Source organism: Erwinia sp. 9145 (assembly GCF_000745075.1).
Taxonomy (GTDB): domain Bacteria; phylum Pseudomonadota; class Gammaproteobacteria; order Enterobacterales; family Enterobacteriaceae; genus Erwinia; species Erwinia oleae.
Map to the genome: position 1 here is coordinate 3352648 of NZ_JQNE01000001.1, position 19609 is coordinate 3372256.

Consider the following 19609-nt stretch of genomic DNA (forward strand, 5'->3'; position numbering starts at 1 on the left):
ATGACGCAGGATAATAAACTTCAGGTCGAAGCGATCAACCGCGGTACGGTGATCGATCATATACCGGCGCAGGTCGGCTTTAAGCTGCTTTCGCTGTTTCGCCTGACCGAAACCGATCAACGCATCACCATCGGACTGAATCTGCCTTCGCGTGAGCTGGGCCGCAAAGATCTGATAAAGATCGAGAACACCTTTCTGACCGACGATCAGATTAATCAGCTGGCGGTGTATGCGCCGCACGCCACGGTGAACCGCATTGATAACTACGAGGTGGTGGGCAAAATTTCCCCCACGCTGCCGGAGCGCATCGATCACGTGCTGACCTGCCCGAACGGCAACTGTATCAGCCACAATGAGCCGGTCAGCACCAGTTTCACGGTGAAAAAACGTAATGATGACGTGCAGTTAACCTGCCGCTACTGTGAAAAAGCTTTTGCCCATCACGTGGTGCTGGCAAACTGGTAAGCATCGGTCAGCGACGTATCACGCGACTAAACCGTACGGAAGAGATGTTCCAATTTTTAAGGAGTACTTATGTCACGCGAAATCAGTACAGAAAAAGCACCCGCCGCCATTGGCCCTTACGTGCAGGGCGTCGATCTGGGCAGCATGATTATCACCTCGGGCCAGATCCCGGTCGATCCGAAAACCGGCACGGTTGCCGACGATGTCACGGCACAGGCGCGTCAGTCGCTGGAAAACGTGAAGGCTATTGTTGAAGCAGCGGGACTTAAGGTGGGCGATATCGTCAAGACCACCGTATTCGTGAAGGATTTGAACGATTTTGCCACCGTCAATGCGGCCTATGAGGCCTTCTTTACTGAACATCAGGCAAGCTTCCCGGCGCGCTCATGCGTGGAAGTTGCCCGGCTGCCAAAAGACGTGAAAATCGAGATCGAAGCCATCGCGGTTCGTCGCTAAGCGAGTTGCCTCTCAAAACGTGAGAGGCATCCTGCCCTATTTTCCCGCCCTGAGCAGTTTCTCAACCGGAGAAACCAGCGCGAGAATCGTTTCATCCTGCGCCTGCGCGGCTTTATCGAGCTGCGCCTGCATCGTGGCCACCTCTCCGGCGCCAAACAGGCGATCGTTTTCCATGGCCTCAAGCAGCGACAGCCCGATTGCGCTGACCGCGTCCACCTGCTGCGCTACCGGCACCAGCGGCTTCAGCTGATAGTTTTGCGCCAGCAGCGGCATCACCGCCGGCACATTCTGCTGCCAGTACTGAAGCTGTTGGCGCACCGCCTGCAACGCCGCGCGATTGCCACGGTTTTTGATCAGCGCGTCCACCTGACGATTCAGTTCACGCACCTTATTGCTTTCTGCGGGCAGCACGTCCGCCAGGCGGTTCAGCGGTTCACTGAGATCGTAATGACCCGCCTGAAACTTCAGGTGCTGGCGCGTGTAGTACTGCGCCGGTTCCAGCGCCTCGGCAAAAATTTGCAGGGGAATGGTGTCGCTGCCGTTCGCCAGGCGGATCATCTGCCGCTGTGCCTGAGCGTGCTGCTGAAGCCCGACGGAAACGGCGGACCAGGCGTCCACCGCCGCCAGCCGCTGATACATATTCTCTTCGTTGTTGACATCTTTTGCCGACCACAGCCGCTCGGCCACCACAAAGGCGCGCGGCCAGAGGCGCGTGTCGATCACCTGCGGATTGATAATCTCAGCCCACAGCGCAACCTCGCCGCCCAACAGATTATTCTTTGCCTGCTGTTCATCAGGCACGCCCGGCTGGATGCCCGTCGGCACCGCCGCCAGCTTCTGGCCGTCGGTGGGATAGCGAACGTTCCCCACCAGCATATAGCCGCTGAGCGTCTCTTTCGACAGCGTCAGCACCGGCTTCAGTTCGCCCATCCACGTATCCACGCGAAAGCTCACCTGCTCCGGCGTCCGCCAGTCAATGTCGCGCACCATGCGCCGCGATTTACCGGCAAAATCGATAAAGCCGCGCCAGCCGCCCGCCTGCCTGATCAACGTAAAGCTGCCCTTTACGGCGCTGCCCTTCAGGCGCGGCAGGGTAAATGCCCAGCTCTGCGCCGTTTCGCCCGCCTTAATGCGATCCTGGCCGTTTAATCCGGCAGGCTGAACTTCATTGCGATAGTGATAAGACGCTGGCTGCGCCTGATCGAGATAAAAACCGGCGGAGAGAATGCCGCGATAGTTATTTTTACTCACCTCGCCCAGCGCGTCCTGCCCCTGCCACGACTGGATAAGAATACTGTGCGGCAGATCCGGATGGGCTATCTCATCCCAGCCCACCATCCGGCGCTGGTGTTTTTCGAGGATCTTCTCCACCCGCTGGTTAAACCAGGCCTGTAGCGCGTGCTCGTCCTTCAGCGTGTTATCACGCATAAACTGCTGAATCTTTTTCGACGCTTTCCACTGCGACGCGTCCACCTCGTCACCACCAATGTGCAGCCAGGGATCGGGGAAGATCTCCGTTACTTCACCGATCAGCGTGTCGATAAATTCATAAACTTTTTCATTGCTGGGATCGAGCAGCGGTTTAAACACGCCCCAGCCGCGTTCGATCTGATACGGACCCGGCGCCGCGATCAGTTCGGGCATCGCCACGGCCAGCGCCGTGGCATGGCCAGGCAGGTCGATCTCCGGTACCACGCGCACGCCGCGATCCGTCGCATACTGCACAATCGCCTTCATCTCGTCCTGCGTATAAAAGAGGCCGTCGCTGCCTTTCTCCTGAAGCTGCGGGAAATGCCGCGAGGCGAATCGCCAGCCCTGATCGTCGGTCAAATGCCAATGGAAAACGTTCATACGCGCCGCCGCAATACCATCGATCTGACGACGCAGGGTGTCCAGCGGCATAAAATGGCGGGCCGAATCGATCAGGATGCCGCGCCAGGGGAAACGCGGGCTGTCGTGGATGTCAACAAACGGGATGGCGCTGTTGTCCGCTCTGTTTTCCACCAGCTGAAGCAGCGTCTCCATGCCGCGCAGCGCGCCAAAGCGGGTCGCGGCGTCCAGCTTCACGCCATTTGCATCAACCTTCAGGCTGTAGCTTTCGTCGCTGTCAGGCAGGGGTTGCGCATCGACGCGCGTTTTCACCGTAATGGCGATGGTCGGTTTATCGGGCGTCCCGTTCTGCGGCATCATCTGCCAGCCGGTCTGAAGACCAATGCGCTCTCGCCAGCGCGTTACCGCTCCGGCCAGGTCATCGCCCTCAATGCGGATAGTCAGGCGATTATCCAGCGCAAAGCGTCCGCCGCCCGCAGGCTGTTCCACCTGCTGCGGCCAGGGCATCAGCGGCAGGTTTCCGGCGGGAACGGCAAAGGCGGACAGAGAGGCAAAAAGCGAGGTAGCAAGCAACGTAAAGCGAAGTGATCCAGACACGTTAACTCTCCTGTAGCATAACAATCCAGTGCGGGCTGTTATCCATAAAACATAATTCGCGTGACACATCAAGTTACAACTCGCCTGCTTTTCCCGCGTTTTCTGCAATTTGTGACGCGCCTGCCGCCGGAAAAATCTCAGTTTGTCGGAAGGACGAAAGGAAACGACCGCTGATGCGCTGCGATTCACCCGACCGTGACGCGTTTTATTGACAATTTTTTTCTGTTTCCCCCTCTCTGCGTGGTTCCACCTTGCGAGTTAATGGCTAACCTTATAGAAGAATAAAAATCATCTTATAAAGCGTGGGTGGATGTTTTCACCCTATAACGGGATTGAGCAATGAATAAAATTCCACCGTGGTGGCAGAACGGCGTGATCTATCAAATTTATCCCAAAAGCTTCCAGGACACGACGGGCAGCGGAACCGGCGACATCGCCGGGGTGATTGAACATCTCGACTATCTTAAAACGCTCGGCGTGGATGCCATCTGGCTGACGCCGTTCTATCTTTCGCCGCAGGTAGACAACGGCTACGACGTCGCCAACTATACCGCTATCGATCCCGCCTACGGCACGCTGGCCGACTTCGATAACCTGGTGACAGAGACGCACCGCCGCGGTATGCGCCTGATTTTAGATATGGTTTTTAATCATAGCTCCACGCAGCATCACTGGTTTCACGAAGCGCTGAACAAAGAAAGCCCCTACCGTTCTTACTATATCTGGCGCGACGGCACGCCCACCGAGCCGCCAAATAACTGGATGTCAAAGTTCGGCGGCAGCGCCTGGCGCTGGCACCCGGAGAGCGGTCAGTACTATATGCATCTCTGGGCGCCCGAGCAGGCCGAACTCAACTGGGAAAATGAAAACCTGCGCGCCGAACTGAAGCAGATCGTCAACTTCTGGGCCGATCGCGGCATCGACGGGCTGCGCCTTGATGTGGTGAATCTGGTGTCCAAGCATCAGGACTTTCCTGACGATCCCAACGGCGACGGGCTGCGTCTTTATACCGACGGGCCGCGCATTCACGAGTTTATGCAGGAGATGAGCAATGACGTCTTCCGTCCGCGTGAACTGATGACCGTCGGCGAAATGTCTTCGGCTACGCTTGAGCACTGCCAGCGATACGGATCGTTGGGCGGCGAAGAGCTGTCAATGGTATTCAGTTTCGATCACGTTGAGGTGGATTTTTATAACGGGCAGAAATGGACGTTAACGCCGCTCGATCTGGTCGCGCAAAAGGCCATTTTCACCCACTGGCAGCACGGCATGCATGGCAAAGCGTGGAATGCGCTGTTCTGGTGTAACCACGACCAGCCGCGCGTGGTGTCGCGCTGGGGCGATGAAGGACAGTATCGGGTGCAGTCGGCGAAGATGCTGGCGCTGGTGCTGCATGGCATGCAGGGCACGCCCTATATCTTTCAGGGTGAAGAGCTGGGCATGACCAACCCGCACTACAGCCGCATTATCGATTATCGCGACATTGAAAGCCACAACATGTATGCCGATCTGCGCTCCCAGGGACGCGACAGCGATAATTTGCTGGCAATCCTCGCCAGCAAATCACGCGACAACGGACGCGCGCCTATCCCCTGGCACGCGGGCGAGAACGGCGGTTTCACCAGCGGCACGCCGTGGATCGGCATGTGTGACAACACGGAAACGATCAACGCTGAGGCGGCACTCGCCGACGAAAATTCGGTGTTCTACACCTATCAAAAGCTGATTCAGCTACGTAAACGCTATCCCATTCTGACATGGGGCGAATACCTCGATTTGCTGCCGGAGCATCCGCATTTATGGTGTTACGGCCGCCGTTATGAGAACGAGACGCTGGTGGTGGCTGCAAACTTCAGCGGCGACACCCAGGTGTGGCACCCGCCGGCCTACCGCGGGCGCTGGGAGGTGCTGATCAGCAACTATCCTGACACACACGTCACGCCAGGCGAGATCATGCTGCGTCCCTGGGAGGCCGTGTGGTGGTATCAAAAAAAAGGATGAGTCGCTAGAGCGGTTCAAACAGCGCGGCCAGCTCATCTGCGGTGAAGCTGGCCGGTTCGCTGAGGGCATCTTCGAGAATACCGCCTGCAAGATCGGCCTTCTGCTGCTGAAGTGCGACGATCTTCTCTTCAATACTGCCTGCCGCAATCAGCTTATACACAAATACGCGCTTCTCCTGGCCAAGACGATACGCACGATCCGTAGCCTGGTTTTCGACTGCCGGGTTCCACCACGGATCGTAATGGATCACCGTATCCGCCGCAGTGAGGTTCAGGCCGACGCCGCCCGCCTTCAGGCTGATCAGAAATACCGGCACGTCACCGTCCTGGAAGCGTCGAACCGGTTCAATGCGATCGCGCGTGCTGCCGGTCAGCGTCACGAATGGGATATGCGCTTTTTGCAGTTCCGCGGCGATTAGCGACAGCATGGTGGTAAACTGCGAGAAGATCAAAATGCGGCGATCCTCCGCCAGCAGATCGACCAGCATCTCACGCAGTAGCGCAAGCTTGGCGCTGCCCACGTCGCTCTCTTTTTGCATCAGGCGCGGATCGCAACAGATCTGCCGCAGCTTGAGTAGCGCATCCAGCACCAGCAGATGGCTTCGTCCTGCGCCCTGCTGCTCAACCGCGCGGCGAACGCGATCCTGCATTGCACTGCGCACCGACTCGTAGAGATCGCACTGCGCGCCCTCCAGCGCCACCTGACGAACAATGGTGGTTTTCGGCGGTAGCTCTTTTGCCACCTCCTGCTTGCGACGGCGCAGCATAAAGGGGCGTATTCTTCTGGCGAGCAGTTCCTGGCGCACGCGGTCACCGTTACGCTCAATCGGCACGCGCCACTCCTGGGTAAACTGTTTTTCGCTGCCAAGGAAGCCCGGCAGCAGAAAATCAAACTGCGACCAGAGCTCGCCGAGGTGATTTTCCAGCGGCGTGCCGGTAAGGCAAAGGCGATGCCGCGCCTTCAGCGTGCGGATCACCCCAGAGGCGCGCGATGCGCTGTTTTTTACGTACTGCGCTTCATCAAGGATCAGAAAATGGTAGCTGGTGCCGATCAGCTGCGGCTGGTCGCGCCACAGCAGCGAATAGGTGGTCAGCACCACGTCGTACTCGCTGATAAGATGCCACGACTCTTTTCGCTGCGCGCCGGTCAGCGCCAGCACGCGCAGATCGGGCGCAAAGCGGCTGGCTTCCTGCGTCCAGTTGTAGACCAGCGTGGTCGGCACCACGATCAGCGCAGGACGATCCAGCCGCCCGCTCTCTTTTTCCAGCAGCAGGTGCGCCAGCGTCTGCACGGTTTTACCCAGCCCCATATCGTCCGCCAGCACGCCCGAGAGCTCGTTAGCGCGCAGAAACTGCATCCAGTTCACGCCCTGCTGTTGATAGTCACGCAGCCGCGCCCGCAGCCCGGACGGCGGCGCCACCGCCACAATCCCTTCGCCCGCGCGCAGGCGTCCGGCGAGCTGGCCGTCTTCACCGGAAAATTGCCAGCGATCGCCCAGCGCCGTCAGCCTGCCCGCTTCATACAAAGGCAGCCGCAGCGGCGTGGTGGCGCCCTGCGCAAAAAAGTCGATCAGGCTGCCAATCACCGGCTTGAGCGTGGCGGCGCTGACGTGCAGCCGTTCGTTCTCCTCGCCGCGCAGCTCTATGCGCTCATCGTCAGGGATGCTGGCAAGATTGCCGGAAAACCAGCGGCGATCGCGCTGGAACAGCGGGCTGAGCAGCGGCTGAAGATTTTGCTGACGCGCGCCGACCTGAACCGCGACCTCCAGCGTCAGCCAGCCGTCGTCGCCCTGTGCGACGTGGCCGTGAACGGCGTCGATTTCGGTGACGTTCCAGGTGAAGTCGTCATCAATCTCAATGCGCCAGCCCTGCGCGCGCAGCGCGGGCAGCTTCTCCTGCATAAATTGACGCCAGAGCAGCGGCGAATCAGGCGCGAAGATCAGCGGCGGCAGCGGCGCCGAGGCGGGCGTATAGATATGCGTGGCCGGGATAGTGGCGAGGCCCGCCGCATTAAGCGTTTCCAGCCAGCGCTGCTCCAGCGCTGGCTGGCGATGAAGAAGAAACAGCCTGCCGAGTTGATCGGCAAACCTTTCGCCATCGCTGCCTGCCGCCACCGCCACGCCCGCGTAGTCGAAACAGAGCGCAGCAAAATCCAGCCGCTTCTGGCGATGACCGTAGCGGCCAAAGCCGCTGATAAATTTGGCGCGGGAAGTCAGGCGCAGCCGGGGAACCGGCATCGCCGTCAGCGCATCGACAACGGGCTGTTCGGCCATCGTCCGGGGCTGGCGCAGATCAGCCAGCATCACGGCGGCCACGTGGCGACAGTTGTTTTTTACCGGGCAGGTGCACTCGCCGCTGGCGTGCAGCTTCCCCTGCGGGCGACTGAAATGCACCATCACCTGGAAAGGTTCGATTTTACTGCCGGGCACTTCAGCGGTGAGCAGATTGTTTTGCCACGCCAGTTTCTGAACTTTTTCAACCAGGTCTTTCGCTCTGGCGACGGTGCGCGCACCGATCCATCGATTAACCTGTTTTTCATTGTACGTTACAGAAGGCATCAGACGGTATCCTGAAGGGCATGCTTGCAAAGCGTAACAGGCAATAATATGAATTCCGACCCGGCTATTGCAACCATCAGGGGGCAATTGGCCGATAAAAAGCGCGTTGCGCCGATCGGTAACAGCGTTTACGGCTGACGGGAGGTCAAAGCAGAGGATGACGAACACGTCGGCCACTGCGTTTCAGAGTGCGGGCCGGAGCCTCTTCCCGTGCCTTCAGATTATCCCATGCGCCTCACTCTTTAGCTGACTGATTTTACTACGCCCATTTTTAATCTTTGCGTCAGGTCAATAAATCTGTAGTTAAAAAAGGCGAAAACACCACATATAGCGCTTACTATACCAATATAAATCAATATATAGATTTCAGGTAAGGGAGCATGAGATGGTTTGTATGGTGATAAAGCGGGATGGTTGCCGTGTGGCTTTCGATAAAACACGCATTCACGACGCGATTCTCGGCGCGGCGCGGGCGGCCGATATTACAGACAGCGATTATTGCGCTACCCTCACCGAACAGATTTGCCAGCGGCTACAGGATTGTGAACAGGTCGACATCAACGATGTGCAGAAAACGGTCGAAAATCAGTTGATGGCCGGCCGCTACCCCGAGCTTGCCCGCACCTACATTGAATATCGCCATGACCGGGACATCGCCCGCGAGCTGCGCGGTAAACTGAACAAGGCCATTCGCGGTCTGGTTGAACAGAGCAACCCCGCCCTGCTGAACGAAAACGCCAACAAAGACAGCAAGGTGATCCCTACCCAGCGCGATCTGCTGGCGGGCATCGTCGCAAAACACTACGCCACGCAGCATATTTTACCGCGCGACGTGGTGACCGCTCACGAGCGCGGCGAAATCCACTACCACGATCTCGACTACTCGCCGTTCTTCCCGATGTTCAACTGCATGTTGATCGATCTGAAAGGCATGCTGACCCACGGTTTTAAAATGGGCAATGCGGAGATTGAACCGCCTAAATCGATCTCTACCGCCACCGCCGTGACCGCGCAGATTATTGCCCAGGTCGCCAGCCATATTTACGGCGGCACCACCATTAACCGCATTGATGAGGTGCTGGCACCGTTCGTTGAGGCCAGCCTGGTGAAGCATCGCGCCATCGCGCAGGAGTGGCAGATCCCCGACGCGGAAACGTATGCGCGCACCCGCACGGAAAAAGAGTGCTATGACGCTTTCCAGTCGCTGGAATATGAGGTCAACACGCTGCATACCGCCAACGGTCAGACGCCTTTCGTCACCTTTGGCTTTGGCCTCGGCACCAGCTGGTCGGCGCGTCTGGTCCAGCAGTCGATCCTGCGTAACCGCATTGCAGGCCTCGGCAAAAACCACAAAACGGCGGTATTTCCGAAACTGGTTTTTGCCATTAAAGCAGGGCTGAACCGCGCGCCTGGCGAGGTGAATTACGACATCAAACAGCTTGCGCTGGAGTGCGCCAGCAAGCGCATGTACCCGGATATTCTCAATTACGAGCAGGTGGTGAAAGTGACCGGCTCGTTTAAAACCCCGATGGGCTGCCGCAGTTTCCTCAGCGCCTGGGAGGAAAACGGCGAGCTGGTGCACGAAGGCCGCAATAATATCGGCGTTATCAGCCTTAACCTGCCGCGTATCGCGCTGGAAGCCAAAGGCGACGAAGCCGCCTTCTGGACGCTGCTTGATGAAAGGCTGCTACTGGCGAAAAAAGCGCTGATGACGCGTATCGCCCGGCTGGAAAGCGTGAAAGCGCGCGTCGCGCCGATTCTCTATATGGAAGGTGCCTGCGGCGTGCGGCTGAAAGCGGATGATAACGTTGCGGCGATCTTTAAAAACGGCAGAGCCTCTATTTCGCTGGGTTATATTGGCATACATGAAACGATTAATGCGCTGAGCGGTGGCGACACGCATGTCTATGACGATGCGCAACTGCGCGAAAAAGCCGTGGCTATCGTGCGTCGTCTGAGCGAGGCGGTAGAGGCGTGGAAAAACGAAACCGGCTACGGCTTCAGCCTTTACAGCACGCCAAGCGAAAACCTCTGTGACCGCTTCTGTCGTCTGGATGCGGCAGAGTTCGGGGTGGTCAAAGGCGTGACCGATAAAGGCTACTACACCAACTCGTTTCATCTCGACGTGGAAAAAAAGGTAAATCCCTACGACAAAATCGATTTTGAAGCCGACTATCCGCCGCTGGCGAACGGCGGTTTCATCTGTTACGGCGAATACCCTAATCTTCAACACAATCTGAAAGCGCTGGAAGACGTGTGGGACTACAGCTACAGCCGCGTGCCCTATTACGGCACCAACACGCCGATTGATGAGTGCTACGAATGCGGCTTTACCGGTGAGTTCGCCTGCACCAGCAAAGGCTTCACCTGTCCGAAATGCGGTAATCACGACGCCGCTCGCGTCTCTGTGACGCGTCGCGTTTGCGGCTATCTCGGCAGCCCGGACGCACGCCCGTTTAACGCCGGTAAGCAGGAAGAGGTGAAACGCCGCGTCAAGCATCTGAACAGCGGGCAGCCCGGATGAATATCCACCACTATTACCCGGTCGATGTGATTAACGGGCCGGGAACCCGCTGCACGCTGTTTGTAGCGGGTTGCGAGCATGCCTGCGTGGGGTGCTACAACAAGCGCACCTGGCGGGTGAATTCCGGCGTTCCTTTCACGGTTCAGATGGAAGAGCAGCTGATTGCCGATCTCAACGATACGCGCATTCCCCGCCAGGGGCTGTCGCTCTCCGGCGGCGATCCACTGCATCCCTCCAACGTGGCCGACGTGCTGCGGCTGGTCAAACGCGTCCGCCGCGAGTGTGAAGGGAAGAATATCTGGCTGTGGACCGGCTACCGGCTGGATGAGCTCAGCGATGCGCAGCGCCAGGTCGCGGCGCAGATCAACGTGCTGATTGACGGTAAGTTTGTCGAAGCGTTGAAAGATCCCGCCCTGCTGTGGCGCGGCAGCAGTAATCAGGTTATTCACTATTTACGTTAAATAAATCCGTTTACATGACTACCGCCTGTCCTCCCTCTAAAATCATATTGTCATTAGCTACGCTGCTATGAAAAGGGGTTATTTCTTCCGGTCATCACCTCCGGCTGATGGCGGAAGATGATGTATTACTTCAACCCCGGCAACCATGTTGATATCTGGGTAATGTTCCCGCATTCCGGCGAGTAAAACCGCGTCTGGCCACTCTTCCGTTTTCCCCAGAAACTCCGCAACCGCTGACAGGGGCATCCTGCTGACACCGGTCACTAAGACCTCAACACTGTCTGTCGCATCTTCTGTATTGATATAAAGCATCGGCCCCGGCGTAATTACCCGTTCACACCAGCGTATGGTGTGCGTTTTACTGCCTGCACGCACCTCGGAAATAAGGCGGGGAACAATTTTCAGGCTCTGCACGCTGTGCTCCTCATTCAGACGACCGTTCTCACTCAACCCGTTCAGGATGTTAGCCAGCGCGAGTTCGGTATCACCTTCCGATATCCTTCGTGGTCTTTAAAAAGAGGGAGAAAGCAGGATCGGATGTGGGTAGTACGCGTTAACGCCATCTGCCAGGAAACTCTTTCCGGTCTGACCGATTATTAGTGAACGCTTCATACTTATATATATTACACGCTAAGTAATAATTACCAAAACCTGTTAAATAAAGAAGTAATTAACAGATGAAACACATAACCTTATATATCACCACCAGAGTTAATTGGATCACAATTTTGAATTCAGGCATGGATTAATACTGGATTACTCATTCTCCGCCCTGTAGGCTCTCCTTGCCAAACATATCGATATGACTTAATTAGCTAATTTTATTTCTTCAACGCATAAAGGAGAAAGATTAAACCTTGCTCGGAAGCGTCATTATTTATCATGCAGTTACTAATTAGAAACCATCAGATAACATTTTCGCCTCTGGAAATGTCGACGTTATTATTTAAAACACCAATCAGGGAAAGTTATAATGATCGGGAAAATCTGCTCTTTACCTCTCTTATTTATTGCCGGAACCGCTGGCGCATCTGAAATAAACGCGTTTTTTACAGACAGTGAATATGATATTACGCTGCGTAACGTATGGATGCTGAATACGTCAGATTCACTTTCTGAGCACGACGTCGGGACACAAAATGCCTGGGCGCAGGGTCTGCACCTCAACTACCGCAGCGGCTGGCTCGCCGACACGCTGGGCGTTGATGCGTCCTGGTATAACGTTACCAAACTCTATGCCAGCAGAAGCTTCGCCGGCAGGGATTTGGTGCGCGATAACAACGGCCACGCAGAAGGCCTGAGTAAGGTCGGCCAGCTGTACGCCAAAGCGCGATGGGGTGATAACGATCGCTACGCCAGGCTCTATGCCGGCTGGAAGCAGCTCAGTAAGGTTGGCATGATCAACATCACCCGTGGCCGCGCCATACCTGATACCTGGGAGGGCATCAGCGCCGAGACCGGCTGGGATACGTTCGCGCTCAACGGCGCATGGGTAACGCGCTTCTCCGAGCGCGATGAACCGGAAAAGAAACGCTTCTTCACGCTGCAATCGAACAAGCCCATTGACTATATCGCCACCGGCGACGTGAGCTGGAACCCGTCTAAAGGTAATTATATCCGCTACGCCTTCGGGCAAAGCCAAAACTATCTGCGCCGCCAGGGCATTGAAGCCGCTGCGCGCCTGCCGGTTAATGCCGACTCGCATCTTATATTACGCGGCGCAGGATACCTCAATCAGGGCCTGGACAACTGGGAAGGCACGCGTGGATTTACCGATACCGCCCGGCATCTTTTTCTGTTGACCGGTTATCAGCATAAAAACGTCGAGTCCGGCGTGGGCTGGTCAACAACGAAGGCGCCGCTTAAAAACGGGCTGGGGCAGTTTTACTGGCATTTAGGTAAAAATACCCGTGGCTTTATTAACAGCGCTGCCGACGGCGAAGGCAATGATTATATAAACGACGGCGAACAGATGGTCTACGCCTGGGCACAGCATCAGCTCACGCCCGCGTTTAAATATGGCATTTTTGGCAACTACGGTTGGGATGCGAAATATCAGGGCGTGGCGCTGAAAGAGTGGGAGTTTGGCGGCTTCTTCTCCTGGTCGCCGGAAGCCATTGATAACCTCAATCTGTTTGCCGGCTTCGGCCCGAGCTACAGCTGGAAGATGCTGAACGGCAAGCCGTGGCTGACGGAAGATAAGCGTACTTTCCATCGCGCCAAAGGCGTAGGCGGCACGGTGGCCATTGAATATCGGTTTGGAAACAGCAATCAGGGAGCAATATGATGAAAAAATATGTCACTACCACGCTGGCAGCGCTCTGCCTTCTCTCCTCCGGCGCGCAGGCGGCGGAGCGCGCAATGCGCATTCTTATCGTTAATGATGACGGCTGTCAGTCCGTCGGCACCACATCACTACAGGAGAAGCTGGCGGCCAAAGGGTTTGACGTCTGGATGGTGGCGCCGTCCACTAACCAGAGCGGCATCGGCTCAGCTATTACCTTTAAACCCAACAAAATATTTAACGTTGAAAAAGTGGCCGACAAGCGATTCTGCTTTCCGGGCACGCCAGCGGACGCGGTTGATTTCGGCCTGCTGGGCGTGCTGAAGGACAACCCGCCTGACCTGGTGCTCTCCGGCGTCAACGATGGCCCGAATACCGGCGTTGCGCAGCTCAATTCAGGCACCATAGGCGCTGCCGCCAGAGCGGTGCGTTACGGTTATCCGGCCATTGCTGCCAGCATTGGCTATATCATCAGCGAGCAGGAAATGAAGGCGGGCTGGCCGAGTACGCATAAATACTGGCCGGATGCGGTGGATTATGTGGTTTCGCTGGTTGAAACCCTCAACGGCAAATGGCAGCCGGGGCAGAGCGTGCTGCCAGGCGGTTCGGGTTTAAGCATTAACTATCCGGCCTTAGCAAAGGCGGACATTAAGGGATTGAAATATATTGATAATGAGCAATTTCCCGAACCGCAGCACTATTATAAGCTGCTGAAGGATGGACGTGCTCAGCAGATCATGAGCGAGAAAATCCTCACGCCGAGCGAGGCGGATACCGATACCGGCTGGCTCAATAAGGGTTACATCACCTGGACGATTTTTGATGGTGAATGGAATGCGCCTCAGTTTGAGGCGCAGTACCGGACGCTGTTTAAATAATCGACTGGCCCGCCGCCCAGAACGGCGGCGGGTCAGAACAGCAGCGCGATGGCCCCCACAACAGCGCCGCTCAGCGCAACCAGTCCGCCGGTCAGCCATAGCGAACGCGACGGCAGCGCGCCGTGCAGCATAATCAGCGAAGGCACGCTTACCGCGGGTAGCGTCATCAACAGCGCCAGCGCCGGCGCGGTGCCCATGCCAGCCAGCATCATCGTCTGCACAATGGGGATTTCCGCCGCCGTCGGGATCACAAACAGGCAGCCCGCAATCGCCATAGCAATCACCCAGAACAGCGTATTGCTCACCGCGCCTTCTGCATGGGGAAAAAGCCATACCCGCGCCGCGCCCAACAGCAACACCGCAAGGATATAAAGCGGGATGGTATTCCAGAACAGCGTCCACAGCGCGCATATCCAGCGACGCAGAAAAGGCCTGTCGTCGGCCCGATTGACCAGCGGCACCACGTTGGTCGCGGCCTCAACCGGCGTGAGCTTTTGCACAATCAGCGCGATGCCGATGACCATCGCCAGGCCCGCCAGCAGCCGGACAGCAGCAAACTGCCAGCCGAGCACAAAGCCCATAAAGATAAGCGTGGCCGGGTTAAGCAGCGGGTTACCCAGCCAGAAGGCCAGCGTACCGCCAACCGACGCGGACGACTTTCGCATTCCTGCCGCCACCGGCGCGGCGCAACAGGTGCACATCATGCCCGGCAGTGAAAACAGCGTACCGAACAGCGTTCCCGCAAAGCGCGGCTGGCCCAGCGTGCGTTGCAGCCAGTTGACCGGGATCAGCACCTGCACCAGCGATCCCAGAATCACGCCCAGCACTGCCGCTTTCCACACCGCGAGAAAATAAATCTGCGCATAGGCCCAGGCAGCCTGAAGCGGGTCAGCGGCCTCACTGGCCAGGATGGATTTACCGATGCTGTGCGTATCCGCCGCAAGAAATGCTTTAAAGTAGTACGGCTGCCATTTAACCCACCACAGGCCGATAACGGCAACCGCCACAAACAGGAGAGGTTTCCATACGGCAAAAGAAGAAGTACGCGAAGAAGAAAAGTGAGACATTGCTATGATCCAAAAAATGCAGGCCACGCCCGACAGACCACCATATTACTCATAAAGCTGTCGTGGTAGCTTGATCCACCCTGCATTTCAGGGAACGCTACGCGGTATCTCGCCAGATTCAATGACGGTAACGCGACGGCTGCTGGCGGAAAACGCTTCGCGCATCATCACCGCCGCCACGTCATCAGCGGCTACCGCGCGCCAGTTTCCCGGCAGAACCTTAAACAGCGGGGCGAACAGCGACTCTGCGCCACGCTTTCTGCCCCGTTCGCCCAGCAGCAGCGACGGGCGGATCAGCGTCAGCCGTGGCCACTGTTTCTGTCGTAGCGTCTCCTCCATTTTTCCCTTCACCCGATTATAAAAAAACGGCGATCGGGAACTGGCGCCGTGCGCGCTGACCACCAGCAGATGCTTTGCGCCGAGTCGCTGGCTGGCGATGGCCGTATCCACCACCAGCGTATAATCAACGTGAATAAAGGCTTCTCTGCTCCCGGCCTCACGCATTGTGCTTCCCAGGCAGCAAAAGGCCATATCCAGCGGCGTTTTTAACGGACGGAGAAGGTCGGTCAGGTCGGCTTCAACCAGGTTGGTCACTTTATCCATTTCCGGCAGTTTGCGTCGAGTGAGCGCAATAATTTCCGAGACGGAAGGTTCAGCAATTAACCTGCGCAGCAGGTGGCGGCCGATCAGACCGGTGGCACCGGTAATCAATACGCGACTCATCGTTCTCTCCTTATATGACTGATGACGCTGATAAACACACAACAGAATATGCCAATCCGATCGGTGAAATTCTGCTTACTCACCGGTGCTTCCTTGCTTTTTCAGAATGACCAACCACACTTAATGGCATTGCCAGACAGAACAACCGGAGGAAACAATGAGCAAGAAGATTGCGGTACTGATCACCGACGAATTTGAGGACTCAGAATTTACTTCACCTGCTGAAGCCTATACCAAAGCGGGCCATCAAGTGGTCACCATTGAGAAAAAAGCAGGAAATACCGTAACGGGCAAGCAGGGAAAAGCGACGGTGACCATCGATAAAAATATTGATGACGTTCAGGCCGCTGATTTTGACGCGCTGCTTCTGCCGGGCGGACACTCTCCGGACAGTCTGCGTAGTGACGATCGCTTTGTTAACTTCACGAAAGATTTTGTTGCCCTGGGGAAACCAGTGTTCGCCATCTGCCACGGGCCTCAGTTGCTGATCAGCGCTAACGCCGTTCGCGGACGCAAGATGACCACCGTCAAAGCCATTGCGGTCGATTTGAAAAATGCCGGGGCGGACTACTACGATAAAGAAGTGGTGGTTGATAACGACAAACTGGTTACCAGCCGCACGCCTGACGATTTGCCAGCTTTCAATCGGGAATCGTTGCGTATCCTTGAAACACTCTGATCGATAAAAAAAGCCGGCCTGTCCGGCTTATTCTTTGTCCTTTTCCCGCGCCCAGCGTAGCTTGCTGCCAAATCCTAAGCTGTTATCGGTCATTTTCAGTTCGCTGAGCCGGATCTCCCACAGCGGCGCAGAAGCCTTGAGCGCAACCGGAAAGCGCCGGATATAGGCATGCCGCGCCACCTGCGCCGCGTCACCTTCCAGCAGGCTGATACGTCCGGCGTACTGCACGCCTTTGATCAGCATTACCGATTTCGGCTGGCCGCTCACGGTTCCGGCCACCTGCGCGTGCTTCAGCATCTGTTCGCCGTGGCGCGTGTCGGTTTCGGTCATCAGCCAGAAGGCCACCCTTTGCGCATCGAAAACATAAAAACAGTTGGCACACCAGAGCGGATCGCCGCCGCAGACGGAAAGCACGTGCTGCTTTTTCAGATAGCGGCTGATGGCGTCAAGAGAGGCTTCTTCAGACATTTAACTTTCCTGTTAGCGGCTTCATCGGAGCTTTCCTGCGCGTCGGAAACGGGTAAAATCCGCCTGTACCCGTTCAACATGTCATAAAGTGCAACCGATGCAAAACAGCGAAGCCACGGGGTGGCGTCTTTATATTATACAAACCGCCAGCGGCGCGCTCTACACCGGTATCACCAACAACGTAGCGCGGCGGTTTCTACAGCATCAGTCCGGCAAGGGCGCCCGTGCGCTGCGTGGTAAAGGCCCGCTGGCGCTGCTGTTTGACTGCGAGGCGGGCGATCGCGCCAGCGCGTCGAAGCTGGAGTATCAGGTTAAACAGCTTAAGCGGGACGACAAGATCAGGCTGGTTGCCCACCAGCCCGCCTGCCTGAGCGCGTGGCTGGCAGCGCTTAAGCGCCGGTAAAGGGCCGGGCAAAATCGATCTGCCCTTCTGCGTCGCTGAAGGCGCCATCGGCGAGTTTGTAAACCTGAAAAGCGGCCTCTGCGCCAGGAAAACGGCAGTGGAGCTGATGACGTGCGGCAGGCTCGAAGCCCAGCGGGCCGAACCACGCCGGATCGCCCATCACCACCACCGCCGCATAGCCGAATTCATTCAGCGTATCCAGCCCTTCATAAACCAACTGCCTGGCAATGCCCTGACTACGTACGCTTTCATCGACCGCCAGCGGCGCCAGACCCACCCACTGGTTGTCTTCACCGTTCAGCGTCACCGGACTGAACGCGGCATAGCCCAGCACCTGGCCTTCGTCATCGGTGGCGACCATCCCCAGCGTCAGCAGCCCGTCCTCACGAAGCTGCGTGACCAGGTCGGCCTCTTTACCGGTGTCGAAACAGCGGCGTAAGAGCGTGTCGATGCCCGCAGCATCCACTCCAATCTCACTACGAATTAACATGATGCACCTGCGCGCCCCTCCGGGGAATTCGCGTCCTCAGTCAGTCCCGTTTCTACCAGATCGGCCAGTTGCATAAGTCCAAATCGCAACGGCGCCGGCATGTGTTCAAGCTCAATCGCATCCATCAGATTTTTTACTTCAAGGCCCAGTTCGGTATCCCCTTCAATCACCAGTCGACGCTGGAAAAACAGCGTGTCGGGATCCTGTCGGCGTGCGGCAACCAACAGCAGATCGTTCGCATCGCCGCGAAACCAGACGTCCGCCTGGTGCCCTTCGGCAACCCGCAATTTTCCTGCCTCAACCGTCGTTGACCAATGCAGCCCCAGATCGCGAATTTCGATACCTAACCAGCGTCCTTCAAGGAAGTCTAACTCACCTTCAGCCAGAGCATAATTAAATTGCCAGCTCAGTAATTGTTGCAGGCACTGTTTCTTTAGCGAAAAAGGTGCAAAATCAAGGGTAAATCGCAGAACTTTCGGGCCATTTTTGACACATTTCGCACATAACGAGTTGAACACAGCGAGCGCTCCTGTTGGGAAAATTCCGTCTATTTTGCCACACTGAAATAATGCGTCCGGCGGCTGGATCAACAAACAGTGCGAAGGCGGCCCTTTTTTCAGCCTATCCTTCCCCCTCATCGACCCATTAGCTGCCTTAAATCAAAACGTGTTCTGATGAGCCTGTCTACACTCGACGGTTCTTCTGTTTGTTCGGAAAATGTCTATGGAACTGCTCTGCCCCGCGGGGAACCTTCCCGCGCTGAAGGCCGCCATTGAGAACGGCGCCGACGCCGTTTACATCGGGCTGAAAGATGACACCAACGCCCGCCATTTCGCCGGTCTTAATTTCAGCGAGAAGCGTCTGGTCGAGGCGGTGCGCTACGTTCATCAGCATAAACGCAAACTGCACGTGGCCATTAATACCTTCGCCCATCCTGACGGCTACGACCGCTGGGAGCGCGCGGTGGATATGGCCGCCAACGCGGGTGTTGATGCGCTGATCCTCGCCGATATCGCCATGCTGGAATACGCTGCCGAGCGCTACCCGCACATCGAGCGCCATGTTTCGGTGCAGGCTTCCGCCACCAACGCCGAAGCGGTCCGCTTCTATCAGCGTAATTTTGAGGTGGCCCGCGTGGTGCTGCCGCGCGTGTTGTCAATTCATCAGGTACGGCAGCTGGCGCGTGCCACCACCGTTCCGCTGGAGGTGTTCGCCTTTGGCAGCCTCTGCATTATGGCTGAAGGGCGCTGCTATCTCTCTTCATACCTGACCGGCGAATCACCAAATACCGTCGGCGCCTGCTCGCCCGCGCGTTTTGTTCGCTGGCAGCAGACGCCTGCCGGGCTGGAGTCGCGCCTGAACGAGGTGCTGATCGATCGCTACGATGCCAATGAAAACGCCGGTTATCCAACGCTGTGCAAAGGGCGCTACAAGGTAGAAGACACGCGCTATCACGCCCTTGAGGAACCGACCAGCCTGAACACGCTGGCGCTGCTGCCGGAGCTGCTCGCCGCCAATATCGCCTCGGTGAAAATCGAAGGCCGTCAGCGCAGCCCGGCCTATGTGGCGCAGGTGGCGCGAATCTGGCGTCAGGCCATCGATAGCTGTAAAGCAAACCCGGAAGGTTTTACCGCGCAGCAAAACTGGATGACGGCGCTCAGCGCGCTGAGCGAAGGCACCCAGACCACGCTGGGCGCGTACCACCGTAAATGGCAGTAGGAGATCG

Annotated in this window: 18 protein-coding genes; 10 read left to right on the forward strand and 8 right to left on the reverse strand. The window is 56.9% G+C overall.

What is annotated here, in order from left to right; all coding sequences use genetic code 11:
• On the forward strand, nucleotides 1-465 hold the full coding sequence (pyrI, locus tag FA91_RS15860; RefSeq protein WP_034917181.1) for an aspartate carbamoyltransferase regulatory subunit: 465 nt from the start codon (nucleotides 1-3) through the stop codon (nucleotides 463-465).
• A 69-nt stretch (nucleotides 466-534) separates the two neighbouring features.
• Entirely contained in the window at nucleotides 535-921 is a 387-nt protein-coding gene (gene ridA, locus FA91_RS15865) for a 2-iminobutanoate/2-iminopropanoate deaminase (protein WP_034917182.1), read from the forward strand.
• A 36-nt stretch (nucleotides 922-957) separates the two neighbouring features.
• Here the strand turns inward: ridA and FA91_RS15870 are convergent, their stop codons facing one another.
• Nucleotides 958-3324: a family 20 glycosylhydrolase gene (locus FA91_RS15870; RefSeq protein WP_034919442.1), complete on the reverse strand. Its 2367-nt coding sequence runs from the start codon at nucleotides 3322-3324 to the stop codon at nucleotides 958-960.
• Between the two features lie 363 nt (nucleotides 3325-3687).
• Between FA91_RS15870 and FA91_RS15875 the strand changes: the two genes are divergently transcribed.
• Complete coding sequence (locus FA91_RS15875; protein ID WP_034917184.1) at nucleotides 3688-5349, forward strand: alpha,alpha-phosphotrehalase; 1662 nt, start codon at nucleotides 3688-3690, stop codon at nucleotides 5347-5349.
• Between the two features lie 4 nt (nucleotides 5350-5353).
• Here FA91_RS15875 and FA91_RS15880 read toward each other — a convergent pair whose 3' ends face one another.
• The gene (locus FA91_RS15880) at nucleotides 5354-7906 is read right to left on the reverse strand and encodes a DEAD/DEAH box helicase (RefSeq protein WP_034917186.1); all 2553 of its coding nucleotides are present in this window, start codon (nucleotides 7904-7906) and stop codon (nucleotides 5354-5356) included.
• A 385-nt stretch (nucleotides 7907-8291) separates the two neighbouring features.
• Between FA91_RS15880 and nrdD the strand changes: the two genes are divergently transcribed.
• Both nrdD and nrdG read left to right on the forward strand, forming a co-directional pair.
• Nucleotides 8292-10430: an anaerobic ribonucleoside-triphosphate reductase gene (gene nrdD / locus FA91_RS15885; RefSeq protein ID WP_034917189.1), complete on the forward strand. Its 2139-nt coding sequence runs from the start codon at nucleotides 8292-8294 to the stop codon at nucleotides 10428-10430.
• Nucleotides 10427-10891, forward strand: coding sequence for an anaerobic ribonucleoside-triphosphate reductase-activating protein (nrdG, locus tag FA91_RS15890; RefSeq protein WP_034917190.1), 465 nt, complete (start codon nucleotides 10427-10429; stop codon nucleotides 10889-10891). Before nrdD ends, nrdG begins: the two co-directional genes overlap by 4 nt.
• Nucleotides 10892-10969: 78 nt before the next feature.
• Here the strand turns inward: nrdG and FA91_RS15895 are convergent, their stop codons facing one another.
• Nucleotides 10970-11305, reverse strand: a complete 336-nt coding sequence (locus tag FA91_RS15895; RefSeq protein WP_034917193.1) for an ASCH domain-containing protein — start codon at nucleotides 11303-11305, stop codon at nucleotides 10970-10972.
• 559 nt (nucleotides 11306-11864) lie between these two features.
• Here FA91_RS15895 and FA91_RS15900 point away from each other — a divergent pair.
• Both FA91_RS15900 and surE read left to right on the forward strand, forming a co-directional pair.
• A complete protein-coding gene (locus FA91_RS15900; protein WP_034917195.1) occupies nucleotides 11865-13178 on the forward strand; it encodes an OprD family outer membrane porin in 1314 nt (437 codons plus the stop codon).
• Nucleotides 13178-14053, forward strand: coding sequence for a 5'/3'-nucleotidase SurE (gene surE, locus FA91_RS15905; RefSeq protein WP_231566814.1), 876 nt, complete (start codon nucleotides 13178-13180; stop codon nucleotides 14051-14053). Before FA91_RS15900 ends, surE begins: the two co-directional genes overlap by 1 nt.
• A 32-nt stretch (nucleotides 14054-14085) precedes the next feature.
• Here surE and FA91_RS15910 read toward each other — a convergent pair whose 3' ends face one another.
• Nucleotides 14086-15120: a permease gene (locus tag FA91_RS15910; protein ID WP_034917200.1), complete on the reverse strand. Its 1035-nt coding sequence runs from the start codon at nucleotides 15118-15120 to the stop codon at nucleotides 14086-14088.
• Nucleotides 15121-15207: 87 nt separating this feature from the next.
• Nucleotides 15208-15843 (reverse strand): NAD-dependent epimerase/dehydratase family protein, encoded by a 636-nt coding sequence (locus FA91_RS15915; protein ID WP_034917203.1) that lies wholly within the window; start codon nucleotides 15841-15843, stop codon nucleotides 15208-15210.
• A gap of 157 nt (nucleotides 15844-16000) precedes the next feature.
• On the opposite strand from FA91_RS15915, the gene FA91_RS15920 reads away from it, so the two are divergent.
• Entirely contained in the window at nucleotides 16001-16522 is a 522-nt protein-coding gene (locus FA91_RS15920; protein ID WP_034917206.1) for a type 1 glutamine amidotransferase domain-containing protein, read from the forward strand.
• A 27-nt stretch (nucleotides 16523-16549) separates the two neighbouring features.
• Here FA91_RS15920 and FA91_RS15925 read toward each other — a convergent pair whose 3' ends face one another.
• Nucleotides 16550-16990: a YhbP family protein gene (locus tag FA91_RS15925; protein WP_034917208.1), complete on the reverse strand. Its 441-nt coding sequence runs from the start codon at nucleotides 16988-16990 to the stop codon at nucleotides 16550-16552.
• A gap of 97 nt (nucleotides 16991-17087) precedes the next feature.
• On the opposite strand from FA91_RS15925, the gene FA91_RS15930 reads away from it, so the two are divergent.
• A complete protein-coding gene (locus tag FA91_RS15930) occupies nucleotides 17088-17393 on the forward strand; it encodes a GIY-YIG nuclease family protein (RefSeq protein WP_034917209.1) in 306 nt (101 codons plus the stop codon).
• On the opposite strand, the gene FA91_RS15935 is transcribed toward FA91_RS15930, so the two are convergent.
• Both FA91_RS15935 and FA91_RS15940 read right to left on the reverse strand, forming a co-directional pair.
• Nucleotides 17380-17883: an N-acetyltransferase gene (locus FA91_RS15935; RefSeq protein WP_034917211.1), complete on the reverse strand. Its 504-nt coding sequence runs from the start codon at nucleotides 17881-17883 to the stop codon at nucleotides 17380-17382. The two genes, FA91_RS15930 and FA91_RS15935, sit on opposite strands and share 14 nt — an antisense overlap.
• Nucleotides 17877-18401 (reverse strand): SCP2 domain-containing protein, encoded by a 525-nt coding sequence (locus FA91_RS15940; protein WP_051937248.1) that lies wholly within the window; start codon nucleotides 18399-18401, stop codon nucleotides 17877-17879. The genes FA91_RS15935 and FA91_RS15940 overlap by 7 nt, the downstream gene beginning before the upstream one ends.
• 205 nt (nucleotides 18402-18606) lie before the next feature.
• On the opposite strand from FA91_RS15940, the gene FA91_RS15945 reads away from it, so the two are divergent.
• Nucleotides 18607-19602, forward strand: coding sequence for a peptidase U32 family protein (locus FA91_RS15945; protein ID WP_034917214.1), 996 nt, complete (start codon nucleotides 18607-18609; stop codon nucleotides 19600-19602).
• Nucleotides 19603-19609: the final 7 nt, after the last annotated feature.

Excerpts from the sequence above, each read along its gene's own strand:
- FA91_RS15915 (WP_034917203.1), bottom strand. The coding sequence starts at position 15,843 with ATGAGTCGCGTATTGATTACCGGTGCCACCGGTCTGATCGGCCGCCAC.
- nrdG (WP_034917190.1), top strand. The coding sequence starts at position 10,427 with ATGAATATCCACCACTATTACCCGGTCGATGTGATTAACGGGCCGGGA.
- FA91_RS15875 (WP_034917184.1), top strand. The coding sequence starts at position 3,688 with ATGAATAAAATTCCACCGTGGTGGCAGAACGGCGTGATCTATCAAATT.
- FA91_RS15900 (WP_034917195.1), top strand. The coding sequence starts at position 11,865 with ATGATCGGGAAAATCTGCTCTTTACCTCTCTTATTTATTGCCGGAACC.
- FA91_RS15925 (WP_034917208.1), bottom strand. The coding sequence starts at position 16,990 with ATGTCTGAAGAAGCCTCTCTTGACGCCATCAGCCGCTATCTGAAAAAG.
- FA91_RS15910 (WP_034917200.1), bottom strand. The coding sequence starts at position 15,120 with ATGTCTCACTTTTCTTCTTCGCGTACTTCTTCTTTTGCCGTATGGAAA.
- surE (WP_231566814.1), top strand. The coding sequence starts at position 13,178 with ATGAAAAAATATGTCACTACCACGCTGGCAGCGCTCTGCCTTCTCTCC.
- FA91_RS15945 (WP_034917214.1), top strand. The coding sequence starts at position 18,607 with ATGGAACTGCTCTGCCCCGCGGGGAACCTTCCCGCGCTGAAGGCCGCC.
- ridA (WP_034917182.1), top strand. The coding sequence starts at position 535 with ATGTCACGCGAAATCAGTACAGAAAAAGCACCCGCCGCCATTGGCCCT.
- FA91_RS15880 (WP_034917186.1), bottom strand. The coding sequence starts at position 7,906 with ATGCCTTCTGTAACGTACAATGAAAAACAGGTTAATCGATGGATCGGT.
- nrdD (WP_034917189.1), top strand. The coding sequence starts at position 8,292 with ATGGTTTGTATGGTGATAAAGCGGGATGGTTGCCGTGTGGCTTTCGAT.
- FA91_RS15920 (WP_034917206.1), top strand. The coding sequence starts at position 16,001 with ATGAGCAAGAAGATTGCGGTACTGATCACCGACGAATTTGAGGACTCA.
- FA91_RS15935 (WP_034917211.1), bottom strand. The coding sequence starts at position 17,883 with ATGTTAATTCGTAGTGAGATTGGAGTGGATGCTGCGGGCATCGACACG.
- pyrI (WP_034917181.1), top strand. The coding sequence starts at position 1 with ATGACGCAGGATAATAAACTTCAGGTCGAAGCGATCAACCGCGGTACG.
- FA91_RS15930 (WP_034917209.1), top strand. The coding sequence starts at position 17,088 with ATGCAAAACAGCGAAGCCACGGGGTGGCGTCTTTATATTATACAAACC.